Genomic DNA, 16,032 nt, shown 5'->3' with positions numbered 1-16,032 from the left:
ACATTAATTCATAAGTGTAGGTGATTATTAATGAACATAAGTGCTAGCGCACTTATGTAAGAAATTCTAAAGATGAATGACGAGTGACGTTGTGTGACGCCTGAGGGAGCAGGATTTTTATTGAACTTAAGTGAAATGAAAATCCATTTAAGAACTGCTTTAGAGACAGCACCCCAGGAAAGCGTCGCAACTATAATGAGTGAATATGCATCTAAGCATTTCTTTAGAAGACTACAGGCTGGAGCTGTCGCATAAGAAGGGCCCCAACATAGAGAAACTGAGTTAATCAGTTTCTACAAGCAAAGCATGTTGGGCAAGCGAGCCAACAATACGGAGTATTGTAAATAAAGAAGCCAGTAAATGAATTTATAAAAAACTCATTTACTGGCATTTTTGCTAGGAATTATGTCCCGGACTTTTTTTATTTATTGAATTGTTCTCTAACGTCAAAATGTCTTATTTTCAAACAACTATTTAATTTAATCTGCTTTTTCAATCTCGATCAATAGATCCCCTGTGGCAATTGCATCACCACTAACAACGGTTACTTGTTTGATTATACCATTGAACGGTGCTTGAATTGTCGTTTCCATCTTCATCGCTTCTGTAATTAGTAGTGGTTGATTAACTTTTACTTCATCGCCAACTGCAACTTTTACCTCAGTAACCGAACCTGGCATTTGAGCACCGATATGACTAGGGTTTGATTTATCTGCTTTAGGTTTTAAGTTCGTATTTGTTTTAATATTTTCATCTTTAATCGAAATACGACGCGCTTGTCCATTCATCACATAATAAATCGTTCTATAACCATTTTCATCTGGCTCACTAATCGTTTCAAGTTTAATGATCAATCGTTTACCCGTATCTATTTCGATTTCAACTGTTTCCCCATTACGCATACCGAAGAAGAACGTTGGTGTATCTAATAACGATAAGTCACCATATTGTTGTTTCGTTTGAATATATTGATCAAATACTTTTGGATACAATACATAACTGATAACATCTTGTTCAGTCACTTCACCATAAGCTTTTGCTTCAAGTTCTTGTCTTATATCATCAAAATTTACAGGGGCTAAATATTCACCTGGACGTTCTGTTAATGGTTGTTGGCCTTTAAGGATGACCGCTTGGAGCTCTTTATTAAAACCATTGACCGGTTGACCGATGTCACCTTTGAAATAAGATACAACAGATTCAGGGAAATCTAACTTATGTCCTTCATTGATTACTGTTTCTTCATCCAAATCATTTTGAACCATATAAAGTGCCATATCACCTACAACTTTAGATGATGGTGTTACTTTCACAATATCTCCAAATAAGAAATTCACACGACGATACATATCTTTGACCTCGTGGAAACGTTCACCTAAGCCTAAACTTTTAGCTTGTTGACTTAAATTTGAATATTGTCCACCAGGCATTTCATGTTGATAAATTTCAGTATTAGGAGATTTAATGTCACTTTCAAAGTCACTATAGTAAGGGCGCACAGTACTCCAATAATGACTGAGTTCTTCTAAGCCTTCAATATCTGCTCTTAAATGACGATTAAAGCCATTCAGTCCATAATAAAGTGAATTAGCACTAGGTTGACTTGTCAAACCACTCATAGATGCAACAGCAGTATCTATGATATCCACACCTGCATCTATCGCTTCTTTATAGATAAGCAGGCCATTTCCACTCGTATCATGAGTGTGTAAATGTATTGGTAAGTTTATCGCTGATTTTAATTCGCCGATAAGTTCATATGCTGCTTTAGGTTTTAATAATCCAGCCATATCTTTAATTGCTAAGATATGGAAGCCTTCACTTTCTAATTCTTTAGCTAAATTAACATAATATTCAAGTGTGAATACATTTGAACGTTCAGGATTTAAGATATCTCCCGTATAGCAAATTGCACCTTCAGAAATTTTACCTGCCTTTTGAACCGCTTCATTTGCTACTTTCATTTGGTCGACCCAGTTTAATGAATCGAAAATTCGAAAGACATCTACGCCTGCATTTGCACTTTCTTTTACAAACTTTTCAATTACATTATCGGCATAGTTTTTATAACCGACTGCATTTGAAGCGCGTAATAACATTTGGAACAAAATATTTGGAATGGCTTTACGTAATCTTTCAAGTCGTTCCCATGGATTTTCCTTTAAAAAGTTATACGCGACATCAAACGTTGCGCCTCCCCACATTTCTAAAGAGAAACTATCTTTAAATACTTCAGCTGTTTTAGAGGCAATATTCATCATATCTTTAGTACGCACACGTGTTGCTAAAAGCGATTGATGTGCATCACGAAATGTAGTATCAGTTACCAATACATCTTTTTGTTCACGAACCCAATTCGCAACTGCTCTTGGTCCTTCGTTATCAAGTAACTGCTTTGTACCATTCAATGAATTAATTTGTCTGTGAGACACTTGAGGTATCGTTGTTGATTCATAATCAGGTTTAGGTCTCTTTTCAACATTTGGGAAACCATTAATTGTGACATTACCGATATATTCAAGTGTTTTAGTACCACGGTCAAGTGTAGGTGCAATATTAAATAATTCAGGCGTTTGTTCGATAAATTTAGTTGTATAATCTCCACTGCGGAATTGATCATTTCGCATCACATTAATTAGAAACGGAATATTCGTTTTCACACCACGGATACGCATCTCGCGAAGTGAACGTTCCATCTTTTCTTCAGCTTGTTTAAACGTAACCGCGTGTGTCGATAATTTAACTAACAATGAGTCGTAATACGGAGATATCTCTGCACCTTGGAAGCCATCTCCAGCATCTAATCGTACACCAAAGCCGCCACTTGAACGATATGCGATAATTGTACCTGAATCTGGCATAAAATCATTGGTTGGGTCCTCAGTCGTAATACGACATTGAATGGCATAACCTAATGATTGAATGTCTTCTTGTTGAGGCATAGAAATACGTTCATCAAACAAATTAGCACCATTAGCAACTAAAATTTGAGTTTTAACAATATCTATACCTGTAATCATCTCAGTTATTGTATGCTCTACTTGTACACGAGGATTAACTTCGATAAAGAAGAACTCGTCGCCTGATACTAAGAATTCTACAGTACCCGCATTCACATATTTGATATTATTCATCAATTGTAGTGCCGCATCACAAATTCGTTCTCTTAAATCATGAGATAATCCTACTGAAGGGGCCACTTCTACAACTTTCTGATGACGACGTTGTACCGAACAATCACGTTCATACAAATGCACAATATTACCATATTCATCACCAATAATTTGTACTTCTATATGTTTCGGATTGTCTATGTATCTTTCAATATAAACGTCACTGTTCCCAAAAGATTTTTCCGCTTCAGATTTGGCACGGTGAAACGCATCCTCCAATTCTCTTTCTTCACGAACAATACGCATCCCTTTACCACCACCACCACTAGTGGCTTTAATCATTAAAGGAAAACCAGCATCTTTAGCAAATGCTTTGGCCGCTTCGAAACTTTCAATTGGTCCATCAGTACCAGGAATGACTGGTAAGTTAGCTTTAATCGCAGTCGTTCTCGCTTTAACTTTATCCCCAAACATATCCAAATGCTCTAAGTGTGGACCAATAAATTTAATACCTTCTTCTTCACAACGATGTGCAAATTGTTCATTCTCACTTAAGAAGCCATAACCAGGATGAATTGCATCCACACCAGCTCGTTTCGCCACATCGATGATACGTTCAATGTTCAAATAACTCTCAGCTGGCCCCAAATCTTTGCCCACTAAATAAGATTCGTCAGCTTTATATCTATGTAAAGCATTTTTATCTTCGTTCGAATAAATTGCCACGGTTTTAATATTTAATTCTGTTGCTGCCCTAAATATTCTGATTGCAATTTCGCCACGGTTTGCTACTAATAATTTTTTTATATTTTTCAAAAAAGGCACTCCCCTTTTAAAATTTGAATATTCTAACTAATTAGATAATAAAATTTTATACTAACTCAAATAATAAAGCTATCTTTATTTATGAAATGTGAGTTATAAAAAATAGTAAAGTACTAATAATGCTTGAAAATAAGTATTGCATATATACCCTTTTCTGAAACGCATGCTCAGAGTATCATCAGAAAAAATTATCATTAGTCATAACTTTATATTATCACTTTAATAGATAATACTCCACCGACATCGACGTTTTATAATATTTTTTCATAAAAATGTAAAAAACCTTTACATGAACTCTAATTATATGTTCATGTAAAGGTAGCGTTTATATTATTAGCTTTATCTAGTTAAACCAATTTTTTGATTCTTAGCTTTTTGAGATCGTTTTTCGTCCATTTTAATTTGTTTGGCAACTAGCAATAATAGACCCATTGCAATACTTAAACTTAACATTGATGAACCTCCAAAACTTATAAATGGTAATGGAACACCCGTTAATGGGATAGTTGCTGAAATACCACCTAAATTGACAAACGTCTGACTTCCGATATAACTTGCAACACCTACACAAATTAATTTATAAAAATAAGATGGCGTTTTAGTAGCTAATACGAAAGCGCGATAAACGATAAAGAATAATAAGCAAATTACAAATAATCCACCTACTAAACCAAGTTCTTCACAAATGACTGCGAAAATAAAGTCAGTATGTGCCTCTGGCAAATAGCCAAGTTTCATAATACCATTACCTAATCCGCGTCCAAATAAACCACCATTACCTATTGCCATTAATGAATTGGTCAAATGGTAACCTGTACCAGCTTCAGAACTGAATGGGTTCATTAGTGTACTAAAACGGGCTTTCAAATAGTGTGGCATCATACCGCTTGCTACAAAGAGTAAAGCAATACCAACGAAACTACCAACGATAAGTAAGACGGGGCCTTTGACTATTTTCTGAACACCTATACCAGCAAAAATAAACATAGAAACAATGATTATCATGATGAGCAATGTCTGTCCTATATCACCCTGTAATAATACTAAAAATAGACATACAACTATCAACACAAGTGGCGCAGCGATAACTTTAATCTTCTCTCTTACTTGTGGTAATTTTCGACTGATCACATATGAAATATATAATATGAATGCAATTTTCAACAATTCTGATGCTTGTAAGTTCATAAATCCAAGATTTATCCAACTCTTAGAACCGTTAATATTTTTACCTACAATAAGTGTTAAAAATAGTAACACGAAGATGATTATCATGATCCACTTCTGTGTTTTTGCTTGTTGTAATATTTTAATATTCAGCATAAAAGCGATAAAGAATACGACAATAAAACTCATAATAACGTATATAAGCTGTCTATTGTAGAAATACGTACCAGATACTTCAAGTCCACCTGTTAACGTCCCTTTAGTTGCTGCAACCATACTTGCACTATATACCATAATCAAACCAAAGAGACACAAAATAACGTATGTAATTAATAATGGATAATCGATGAACTTAGCAGTTCTACCTATGTATCGAAATATATTTTTTAAATTACTCATAAAAATGATCATCCAATTCTAGATTTTTAAAACTATGGTCAATACTATTACGTTTAAACATAATTTCTGTCTAAACTATTATATACTTTGTGCACATTATTTAACAAATATAAACTGATTAGAGATACATCTAATTAACCTACAATTTCAGTCTTAAATTTGATAAAGCGCTTAAAACATAAAATGACTGAAAATATTATAAACATAATATTTCAGTCACTATAGTGAGATAATTTATATGTAGTAAATATTACAATTAACTCAATTTATAAATGAAAAAGCAAATCATTAAAATTCACTTATATATTTAATCGATAGTTATTTTACATTAGTAAATGCTTCATGAAGTTTAGATAATTCTTTTTCTAAACGTAGCATTAAATTTTTGCCGTCTTCTTTATTGACTAAACCAAGTTTAACCGCAAAGTCAACTTCTTTTTGTAAACCAAACATTTGTGTGTCGAGAACTTCTTCATATAACGGGCACGAAGGTAAAGTTAAATTATCCATTTGAACTTTAATTAAATGTAAGATTCTATCAGCATCTTGATTTAATTGCTCATAAGCCACGTTACTCATTTTCGTTTGCTTCGGCATCACATACTCCCCCTATCATTAAATATCTTCATATCAAAAGTTTATCTTACTACTTTTTAAAAAGCAAGTTTATTCAGTGAATACATGAATTTAATTGTGATAAAATAATGACTAGAACGAAATTAGGGAGTGGGCAAAAAATGATTCAAATCAAAGGCTTAGTCAAGTTCCCTATCACTTTAGATAGTACAACTTGGATATTCGATGATAGAAAAGTAAAGATCGAAGATATTGAAAGCGGTGTGTTTGAAGGAACGAAACCTATTAAATTTGAAGATAATCGTGAATGGAACAGAGCCATTCTTGAAGGACAAACAAATCCTCCAACTTTAAATTCAGAGATAAAATATCGTAAACGTTCTGTATTAGAAGATTCTTTCGCTATCAATATGACACCTTTCTTCAAAAATGCAGAACCGCAAGACAATGCGACTGCAATTAAATTATTTAATGAAAATGATGCTATTGAAGTGCCAATTGACTTGTTACCTTATCTGTTCTTCCAATTTGCGAAAGACGGTAAACGAATGTATGATGATAACGCTGTAGATAGCTTTGTTTATAACCCAGATGAGAAAGATTACACGTATGAATTTAAATATGTTACGCATATAGAGGTGATCTAATTTGCGTGAAGTACAATGTATAATTTGTGATACGAAGGTTTTAATTGATGAACATACGGTTGAAGCCAAACGACTTCGCAATAATCCAATCAGAACATTTATGTGTGATGATTGTAAAAGTCGTCTAGATAGACCAAAGCAACGTCTGAATACACACCACACAGTAAACTTTAATCCAAATGATGGATTGTAATTATCTATAATTGATTAAAAAACTTTTATTTCTCAAAACAAATCAGTCTGGGACATAAATAATATAATCATGCTACTTAGCAAATTCGCAGTAGCTGACTGAACTGAGAAGGCACTTAAATCAAGCTTTTCTCAGTTCTAGTCATCCTGTAAAATACACAAACTAAAAAACCAGTAAATGATGCTTAGTACACATTTACTGGTTTTTGCATAAAGTACTCTAAATTATACTTTAGATTTTAACGATGCTTATTCTTCTTGCATCATTTGTTTCACACGTTTAGCTTCTTTTTCACGTAATGATTTATTTAAAATTTTCTTTCTTAGACGAATACTTTGAGGCGTTACTTCAACTAATTCATCATCATTAATATATTCTAACGCTTCTTCAAGTGTAAGAATTCTTGGACGGTTCATTGTTTGTGTTTGGTCTTTAGTAGCTGAACGTACGTTTGTTTGATGTTTTGCTTTAGTAATGTTTACTGTTAAATCATTTTCACGGTTATGTTCACCAACAATCATACCTTCATAAACTTCCGTACCTGGTTCCATGAAGTTTACACCACGATCTTCTAAGTTGATGATCGCATATGCTGTTGCTTGACCTTGGTCCATAGAAATTAATGCACCATTACGACGACCACCAATTTGTGCTTTAACACGAGGTCTAAATTCTTCGAAAGTATGGTTAATAATACCATATCCACGAGTCATAGACATAAATTCAGTTGTATAACCAATCATACCACGTGCTGGTACCATAAAGATAAGTCGTGTTAACCCATTATCAGTTGTTGACATATCTAACATTTCACCTTTACGTGCACCTAGAGATTCAATGACTGATCCTGCATTTTCAGAAGGCACTTCACATTGAACGCGTTCAAATGGTTCACTTAGAACACCATCAATTTCACGTAAAATAACTTGTGGTTTAGATACTTGAAGTTCAAATCCTTCACGTCTCATATTCTCAATTAAGATAGATAAATGTAATTCACCACGTCCTGCAACTACCCATGTGTCTGGAGAATCAGTTGGTGTTACTTTTAATGAAACGTCTGTTTCAAGTTGTTGATCTAAACGTTCTTGGATTTGACGTGCTGTAACATAGTCACCTTCACGGCCAGCAAATGGTGAATTATTTACTTTGAATGTCATTTCAAGTGTTGGTTCATCAATACGTAACACAGGTAATGCTTCTTGATGATCAGTTGGTGTCACTGTTTCTCCGACGTTAATATCTTCCATTCCTGAAACCGCAATTAAATCACCCGCTTGTGCTTCTTCGATTTCTTCACGTTTCAAGCCAAAGTAACCAAAGATTTTAGTTACACGGAAATTCTTAACAGTTCCATCTAATTTAATAAGCGATACGTTGTCACCTACGCGCATTTTACCTCTGAATACACGTCCGATACCAATACGTCCTACGTAGTCATTATAATCCAATAATGCGACTTGGAATTGTAACGGTTCATCATGATTGTCGATTGGTGCAGGTACATAATCAATAATTGTTTCATATAAAGACTGCATGTTTTCATCTTGTTTTTCTGAATCAAGACTAGCAGTACCATTTACAGCAGATGCATATACTACTGGGAAATCTAATTGTTCATCATTTGCTTCTAACTCGATGAATAAATCTAATACTTCATCCACTACGCCTTCAGGTCTTGCTGATGGTTTATCAATTTTATTTACAACCACAACAGGTTTTAAGTCTTGTTCTAGTGCTTTTTTAAGCACAAAACGTGTTTGAGGCATTGTACCTTCATAAGCATCGACAACAAGTACAACACCGTCTACCATTTTCATAATACGTTCTACTTCGCCACCAAAGTCAGCATGTCCAGGTGTATCTAAGATGTTTATTCTTGTACCTTTATAGTCAATCGCAGTATTTTTAGCAAGAATTGTAATACCACGTTCTCTTTCTAAATCATTAGAGTCCATTGCTCTTTCGTCAACATGTTCGTTCTCTCTGAAAATACCAGATTGTTTAAGTAATTCATCTACTAATGTAGTTTTACCATGGTCAACGTGCGCAATGATTGCAATATTACGTACATCTTCTCTTCTATTAGTCATTTTATAATTCCTTTCTCGAGTAAACTCCCACTTTTAATTACAACTTTTTTATTATATCATATTATTAGTAAAAGATAACAAAAAGGTGGGGTATGGGATGGAAAAACCTAAGTCTAAAGGTATATTTTGGTTGCTATCAATTATAGCAGTAATATTTTTAGTGCTTTTTAGTTTCAGCGTTGGTGCTGGTAGTATTCCAATGATGATTTTAACATTTATACTTTTCATTGCAACTTTTGGCGCTGGTTTCACGCTTAAAAAGAAGTACCGTGAAAATGACTGGCTTTAATATAATAAAAATGTCTCGGTAGTACCATTTGGAAGATGCACATCTTTCAAAGTTGACTGACCGAGACATTTTTTATTTTTTGAAACGTTGATGCAATTCTGTTAAAACGGCGTTATTCGGATTTAAATAATCAACCAAAATTTCATTATGCGTCGTCTTATTTCCAACTAGAACAGAATTAGCACTTTCTATTGTCAGTGGTTCACCTAATAAATTACTTCCAACGCCATTAACTTCATTTAAAATAATTAAGCCACCTGCAAAATCCCAAGGTTGCAACCTTGGCGTAATATATGCAGCCAATTGTCCCTTAGCAACACTTATAATTTCTAAAGCTGCACTTCCAAATGCTCTACAACTTCTTGCTTGATTTACAATTTCTGAAAAGATTGGCCCCATTTTAGGTTTGGTAATCCAATTGGGATTAATACCTATTAAGCTTTGCTTTAAATGCGTATCATTTAATGGTTTTAATTCATGTTTATTCTCAAATGCGCCTTCGCCCACTTTCGCATGATAGAGGACATCTTTCATCACGTCATAGACTAATCCGGCATATGGCTTACCATCACGATAGATACCTATTGATATCGCAAAGCCTTCTTGCTGGTGAACAAAATTGAGCGTTCCGTCAATTGGATCGACAACCCATACTACACCTTTGACGTCTTCCATATTATGACCATGTCCTTCTTCACCAATTACACGATGATCAGGATAATTTCTTAGTATGGCATCATAAATATAATTCTCAGTTGCTTTATCCACATTCGTAACTAGATCATTCGGGTTTGACTTCGTTTCAATACTTAGTTCTTCTTTCATCATAAATCTTACTTTATTACCCGCTTCTAATATCAAACCTTGAGCAAATTCGTATAGTGACATATCATCATCTCCTGTTGTTTCCTATTATACAGAATTTTAGTCAATATAATCTATACATCTTTGTATACCTTATTATAATGAGTTTAAACGCAAATAATCTCAATTCATCATTTGGATAGATTCAGTCATTCTGTGCTACAATAACGGTAAATTATTTTCTGAAAAGGAGCAACGCTAATGACACAATATACATTTAAACCTAAAGATTTCAAAGCGTTTGAAGTTGAAGGCTTAGATGCTCGAATGGAAGCATTAAATGAGTACATACGTCCACAACTTCATCAATTAGGGGATTATTTTAGTGAATATTTCACCTCTCAAACTGGAGAAACCTTTTATGCTCACGTTGCAAAACATGCACGTAGAAGTGTAAACCCACCTGTAGATACGTGGGTTGCTTTTGCTCCTAATAAACGTGGATATAAGATGCTACCTCATTTCCAAATTGGTTTATTTAAAGACCATTTATTTTTAATGTTTGGCGTTATGCATGAAGGTAAAGATAAAGCTGAACGTGTGAAAGTATTTGATAAACACTTTGATACACTTAAACATTTACCTGAAGATTATCAAGTAAGTTTAGATCATATGAAACCTGAAAAATCTTACATTAAAGATTTAAGTGATGATGAATTACACCAAGCGATTGATCGTGTGAAACATGTTAAAAAGGGAGAATTTTTTGTTTCACGTACACTCTCTCCTAATGATGTTGAATTAAAATCGGATAAGGCATTTTTAGCTTTCGTAAAAGAAACGTTTGATGAATTTTTAAAATTCTATGAATAAACTCAACGTTTAACGTTATTTTAATTGTTGTCATTATGATATAAGCGTATGTAATAAGTGAACTAGGTAGTACAGACGCAGTATCTGACTGAATTGAGAAGATGCTTAAATAATTGCTCTTCTCAACATTCATCATCCGTACTAGCGGAAACTAAAAAACATTATATGAAGCAATTTAATAATCGAAGTAACTTGGGAGTGGGAAGACGAATGTGATAAGCGTCCTAACCCACTCCCTTAATTTTTTACTTTGAATTTATTAGGTTGACCTAAAAATAAAGTTGGATTATTATAAAACATATAGTTTGAAGGAGTTTTATCATGGGTGTAAAAGACAACAATGAACAACGTAGTTTAGATGAAATTAATAGCACAATCGAATTTAATGGTACACAACGTACGAGTCAAAAATTTTTAGCATTTCTAGGTCCAGGCTTACTTGTAGCAGTAGGCTATATGGATCCAGGAAATTGGATTACATCAATGCAAGGTGGCGCACAATTTGGTTATACCTTACTATTTATCATTTTGATTTCAAGTTTGTCAGCAATGTTATTGCAAAGTATGACTGTTCGCTTAGGTATCGCAACTGATAAAGATTTGGCACAAATGACACGTCATTATTTAAATAAACCGACTGCAATTATATTTTGGATTATCGCTGAGCTTGCAATCATTGCGACTGATATTGCCGAAGTAATTGGAAGTGCTATCGCTTTAGATTTACTTTTCGATATACCTTTAATCATCGGCGCATTGATTACAGTTTTGGACGTATTTTTGTTACTTTTTATAATGAAGTTCGGCTTTCGTAAGATTGAAGCAATCGTCGGTACATTAATTTTTACTGTACTTATGATTTTTGTATTTGAAGTCTTCATCTCATCACCGAATACAATTGAAATACTTAATGGCTTTATTCCTCATCATCAAATTATTACTGATCATAATATTCTGTATATTGCATTAGGTATTATTGGCGCTACGATTATGCCTCATAATTTATATTTGCATTCATCAATCGTGCAATCACGAAAATATAATCGTCACAGCCTTACTGATAAAGCCCAAGCGATTAAATATGCAACGATTGATTCTAATATACAATTAAGTATCGCATTTATTGTAAACTGTTTATTACTCGTTCTTGGCGCCGCCCTATTTTATGGTGTCAATTCGAATAATTTAGGTGGCTTTTATGATTTATATCACGCATTAAGAACGCAACCTGTCTTAGGTGTTGTGATGGGGAGTATTATGAGCACTTTATTCGCAGTAGCATTGTTAGCTTCTGGTCAAAATTCAACTATCACTGGTACACTTGCAGGTCAAATAGCGATGGAAGGTTTCTTAAAATTATCCATTCCAAATTGGATGAGACGACTAATCACAAGAAGTTTAGCCGTCATCCCTGTTTTAGTATGTCTTATTATTTTTCGGGGTAACGAATCTAAAATGGAACAATTGCTCGTATTTTCTCAAGTCTTCTTAAGTATTGCATTACCCTTCTCATTAATACCGTTACAATTAGCCACTAGTAATAAAACATTAATGGGACCATTTCAAAATAAAAAATGGGTAAATATATGTGCTTGGAGTTTAATCATTATACTAAGCTTCCTTAATATTTATCTGATTATAGAAACATTTAAAGAATTATAAAATTAAACGGCAAAATGAAGAAGGGAGTGGGACAGAATTCTTTTTAAATTCGTTGTCTACTCCCAGCTTGCTTTGCTTTTAGAATTTCTTAGTGAAATTCTCTTTGCTGGGGCCCCGACTCCCACCTTGCTTTGCTTGTAGAATTTCTTGATGAAATTCTCTTTGCTGGGACCCCGACCCCAACTTGCTTAGCTTGTAAAATCACTTTCGTGATTTTTTGTGTTGGGGCCCCGCCCACCTCCGCAAGGGTGACTAGAACTGAGAAAAGCTTGATTAAAGCGCCTTCTCAGTTCAGTCAGCTACTGCGCATTTGCAAAATAGCTTCATTATATTATTTATCTCCCAGCCTCTTTTTTAATAATTAGCGAAAGTTAAATCGGTATCAATTTGACCTTTAAATTGCTGAATGTCCAGTTCATGTCCATCAAGCCATGATTGAAAATTAATTGAAGTCGGGGCTTGATTTTCACCTAATGTCATCCAAGCGGTTAAGTTTTGTGGTTCATACATTGAAGTATGTATTGTACCTGACCAACTTCTAAATAATTTGCTATAAATTTCGAACTTCGGATCATTAAATAATTTAAAGGCTGTATGTTTATCTAGGGATTGTGAAGTTTGAGAAATAGTACGTTCTAACCGTTCACGTGATTCTTTCGTGTAATTTCGATTCTCATGTGTTAAGACTTCGAAATGATTTGTACATACTTTATCATATCTAACATCAAATGAACGTGGTGTTACTTCAACGATGGCATGATTAAGCTTTTTGTCCATTAAAATATAACTAAATGAGCTTCTATGTGGAAGTTCGTTTAAGAATTTAACAGCTTCATCTACATCTCTGCAATATTCTAAAACAAGGCGTCCAATCATATAACATACAAAGCCATTAGCAGGGTGTTTACGATGCATAAAGTTATAGCCCATCGTCAAACCAGCTTCATTCATACCATCCATGCGACCTGTCACTCTAGACGTAGGCCCAATTTGCGCTAGCCCACCGTCATTAGGTTGGAATAATAAATATCTCCCATCGTATGTGGCAGGATGATAATCATAATTGCGGACCATAAAATCCTTACCTTGAAATACAGTACATCCACTTTCTTTTAAATCTGTGAAACGATAATGTGCAAAATTTAATATCATTTGTTTTGTAGGTAGATTCAGTACTTCTTGCATTCCCATAATTTCTTCCCAAATTTGGGGTGCATATGTTTGAAAAACTGAATAAGTTTCATTAACATCTATATCAAATCGGGGCATACGTTTTTTCCATTCACGTTCACGATTTTCTAGTAAAGGCGTTTGTTTTAGCCATAGCGCTGTTTTGACCCCTAAATCATAATGAGATCCTTTAAACGTCATTATATCTGATTTCACTTGTTGCATGAGAAGGCCTCCTGAAAATTCTAAATATTGTAAAATAGCATTAATTGAAAACTAATATAATTATTATTATACTGAACATGATAGCAAGAAAAATTTAAAAAACAAGGAGGGGTACTATGTTTCAGGACGCTTATTTAAAAGTATATAACAAAGTAAAAGCTTGGTGGATGTATTAAACTAATGTACAATTGAAAACTTATGAAGTTTTTGAAATTTATTTTTTAATGATTATTATAAGACGAAAAAAGGTATCTATTTAATGATAACAGTAAGTATGATAATATATAATATTGTAAACATACTTATTTCTATTTAGAGGTGAAACATACATGTGGGATTTAATTAAAGGTTTATTCAAATTCTTATTAAGCTTAGTAGTTATTACATCAGTAGTCGTTGGTGTAGGTGTTGTAGCATTTGCTTACATCTTCAAAAAAGACTTTGAAGATATCGAAAGAAAAACAAAAGAAATTGTTTCAGATATTGAAAGTAATAACGCGTAATTTGCGTAATAGTACCAGTAACTTCAATTTTGAGGTTACTGGTTTTTCTTTTTAATGAATGGTTTAGAGCGATTAAGAATAATTGTCATAGTGCCCCTTCTTTTAATAAAATAAAGATAACTAGAACTTAGGAGGTATACTGATGACAACTAAGGGTTATATCGGTTCATATACGAAAAAAGAGGGTAAAGGGATTTATTTATTCGAATTAAATGAAGATAATGGTCACATTAGTGCTGTTAATACGGGTTATGAAATTGAAGCATCAACCTACCTTGCACAAACCGACGATTATTTATATGCCATTACGAAAGAGGGGACACATTGTGGAGTAGCAGCATTTAAAAAAGACCATTCAGGTGCACTAACATTAATCAATAAATGCTTAGCATCTGAAGCGGGTACAGGCTGTTATATTTCAGTATCCACAGATCATAATTTCTTGTTTGAAGCGGTGTACGGCGCTGGTATTGCTAGAATATATCAATTAAATAAAGATACAGGTGAAATTGTTAAGTTAATTCAAGAATTGCACCACGACTATCCACTTGGTAGTCACGAACGCCAAGAGCATTCACATGTCCATTATTTAAATGAAACACCTGACGGTAAATACGTTGTAGCTACGGATTTAGGTACTGATCGTGTTGTCACGTATGAATATAGTAGTGAAGGCTTAAAAGAGTATAAAGTGTCTCAATTTAAAGATCAAGATGGTCCTAGACACATTGCTTTTCATAATAATGGCGAATATGCATACATTGTTCATGAATTATCTAATTATGTAAGTGTTGCTAAGTATGAGGATGGCGAATTTAAAGAAATAGAACGTCATTTAACGATTCCAGAAGATTTCGATGAAGATACTAAACTAGCTGCTGTCCGATTATCTCATGATCAACAATCGCTATATATTAGTAATCGCGGTCATGATAGTATTGCTGTTTTCACGATTACAGATGATGGTGCTGGACTAAACCCAGTAGAAATTGTTAAAAGTGGGGACCAATTTCCTAGAGATTTTAATATAACTGAATCAGATGACTACTTAGTATGTGCCCATCAAGAAGGAAATTACGACATTACCGTATTCAATAGAGATACACATACAGGTAAATTAACGCCAACAGATAATCAATACAATGCACCTGAGGGTGTACATGTTAGCTTTATTTAATAAACTATAACAATAGCGAGGCTGGGACATAAATAATATAATAAAGCTAATTTGCAAATTCGCAGTAGTTGACTGAACTGAGAAGACGCTTAAGTCAAGCTTTTCTCAGTTCTAGTCATCCTTGCGGGCGGGGCCCCAACAAAGAGAATTTCACTAAGAAATTCTACAAACTAAGCAAGCTGGGAGTGGACGACGAATTTAAAAGAATTCTGTCCCACTCTCTCTACAACTATAAAAAATAGCTGTGAAAAAAATCTATCGTCATAGATTTCTTCACAGCTAATCTTAATATGTTTTTTCGAATGAATTTATAAAT

General features: G+C 33.9%; 13 protein-coding genes. 7 read left to right on the top strand and 6 right to left on the bottom strand.

What is annotated here, in order from left to right:
* Window positions 1-479 precede the first annotated feature (479 nt).
* The 3 genes from KA858_RS11110 to KA858_RS11100 form a co-directional block, all read right to left on the bottom strand.
* On the bottom strand, window positions 480-3,929 hold the full coding sequence (locus KA858_RS11110) for a pyruvate carboxylase (RefSeq protein WP_210135712.1): 3,450 nt from the start codon (window positions 3,927-3,929) through the stop codon (window positions 480-482).
* A gap of 348 nt (window positions 3,930-4,277) precedes the next feature.
* The gene (ftsW, locus tag KA858_RS11105; RefSeq protein ID WP_210135711.1) at window positions 4,278-5,504 is read right to left on the bottom strand and encodes a cell division peptidoglycan polymerase FtsW; all 1,227 of its coding nucleotides are present in this window, start codon (window positions 5,502-5,504) and stop codon (window positions 4,278-4,280) included.
* A 318-nt stretch (window positions 5,505-5,822) separates the two neighbouring features.
* Window positions 5,823-6,101 (bottom strand): Fpa/YlaN family protein, encoded by a 279-nt coding sequence (locus KA858_RS11100; RefSeq protein WP_016930721.1) that lies wholly within the window; start codon window positions 6,099-6,101, stop codon window positions 5,823-5,825.
* Between the two features lie 140 nt (window positions 6,102-6,241).
* Here KA858_RS11100 and KA858_RS11095 point away from each other — a divergent pair, with 140 nt between their 5' ends.
* Together KA858_RS11095 and KA858_RS11090 are read left to right on the top strand one after the other, a co-directional pair.
* Window positions 6,242-6,727 (top strand): hypothetical protein, encoded by a 486-nt coding sequence (locus KA858_RS11095; RefSeq protein WP_016930722.1) that lies wholly within the window; start codon window positions 6,242-6,244, stop codon window positions 6,725-6,727.
* 1 nt (window position 6,728) lies between these two features.
* Window positions 6,729-6,920, top strand: a complete 192-nt coding sequence (locus tag KA858_RS11090) for a YlaI family protein (RefSeq protein ID WP_016930723.1) — start codon at window positions 6,729-6,731, stop codon at window positions 6,918-6,920.
* A 248-nt stretch (window positions 6,921-7,168) separates the two neighbouring features.
* Here KA858_RS11090 and typA read toward each other — a convergent pair whose 3' ends face one another.
* A complete protein-coding gene (typA, locus tag KA858_RS11085) occupies window positions 7,169-9,013 on the bottom strand; it encodes a translational GTPase TypA (protein WP_016930724.1) in 1,845 nt (614 codons plus the stop codon).
* Window positions 9,014-9,110: 97 nt separating this feature from the next.
* Here typA and KA858_RS11080 point away from each other — a divergent pair, with 97 nt between their 5' ends.
* Window positions 9,111-9,302 (top strand): DUF5325 family protein, encoded by a 192-nt coding sequence (locus KA858_RS11080; RefSeq protein WP_053029152.1) that lies wholly within the window; start codon window positions 9,111-9,113, stop codon window positions 9,300-9,302.
* Window positions 9,303-9,374: 72 nt separating this feature from the next.
* Here the strand turns inward: KA858_RS11080 and KA858_RS11075 are convergent, their stop codons facing one another.
* Complete coding sequence (locus KA858_RS11075) at window positions 9,375-10,190, bottom strand: inositol monophosphatase family protein (RefSeq protein ID WP_107629828.1); 816 nt, start codon at window positions 10,188-10,190, stop codon at window positions 9,375-9,377.
* A gap of 177 nt (window positions 10,191-10,367) precedes the next feature.
* Between KA858_RS11075 and KA858_RS11070 the strand changes: the two genes are divergently transcribed.
* Together KA858_RS11070 and KA858_RS11065 are read left to right on the top strand one after the other, a co-directional pair.
* Window positions 10,368-10,979 (top strand): YktB family protein, encoded by a 612-nt coding sequence (locus KA858_RS11070; protein ID WP_210135710.1) that lies wholly within the window; start codon window positions 10,368-10,370, stop codon window positions 10,977-10,979.
* Between the two features lie 321 nt (window positions 10,980-11,300).
* The gene (locus KA858_RS11065) at window positions 11,301-12,641 is read left to right on the top strand and encodes an Nramp family divalent metal transporter (RefSeq protein ID WP_210135709.1); all 1,341 of its coding nucleotides are present in this window, start codon (window positions 11,301-11,303) and stop codon (window positions 12,639-12,641) included.
* 354 nt (window positions 12,642-12,995) lie between these two features.
* Here KA858_RS11065 and KA858_RS11060 read toward each other — a convergent pair whose 3' ends face one another.
* Window positions 12,996-14,036 carry a C45 family autoproteolytic acyltransferase/hydrolase gene (locus tag KA858_RS11060; protein ID WP_210135708.1) on the bottom strand — a complete coding sequence of 347 codons (1,041 nt, stop codon included), beginning with the start codon at window positions 14,034-14,036 and terminating at the stop codon, window positions 12,996-12,998.
* Window positions 14,037-14,365: 329 nt separating this feature from the next.
* Between KA858_RS11060 and KA858_RS11055 the strand changes: the two genes are divergently transcribed.
* Both KA858_RS11055 and pglS read left to right on the top strand, forming a co-directional pair.
* A complete protein-coding gene (locus tag KA858_RS11055) occupies window positions 14,366-14,539 on the top strand; it encodes a hypothetical protein (protein ID WP_011275337.1) in 174 nt (57 codons plus the stop codon).
* 142 nt (window positions 14,540-14,681) lie between these two features.
* Entirely contained in the window at window positions 14,682-15,716 is a 1,035-nt protein-coding gene (pglS, locus tag KA858_RS11050; RefSeq protein WP_107629911.1) for a 6-phosphogluconolactonase, read from the top strand.
* Window positions 15,717-16,032 lie beyond the last annotated feature (316 nt).

This window comes from Staphylococcus sp. GDX8P80P (genome assembly GCF_017893095.1).
In the GTDB taxonomy this organism is placed as follows: domain Bacteria; phylum Bacillota; class Bacilli; order Staphylococcales; family Staphylococcaceae; genus Staphylococcus; species Staphylococcus borealis.
Note: the sequence above shows the minus strand (reverse complement) of the source record. Positions and strands in the feature narration are given on the sequence as shown.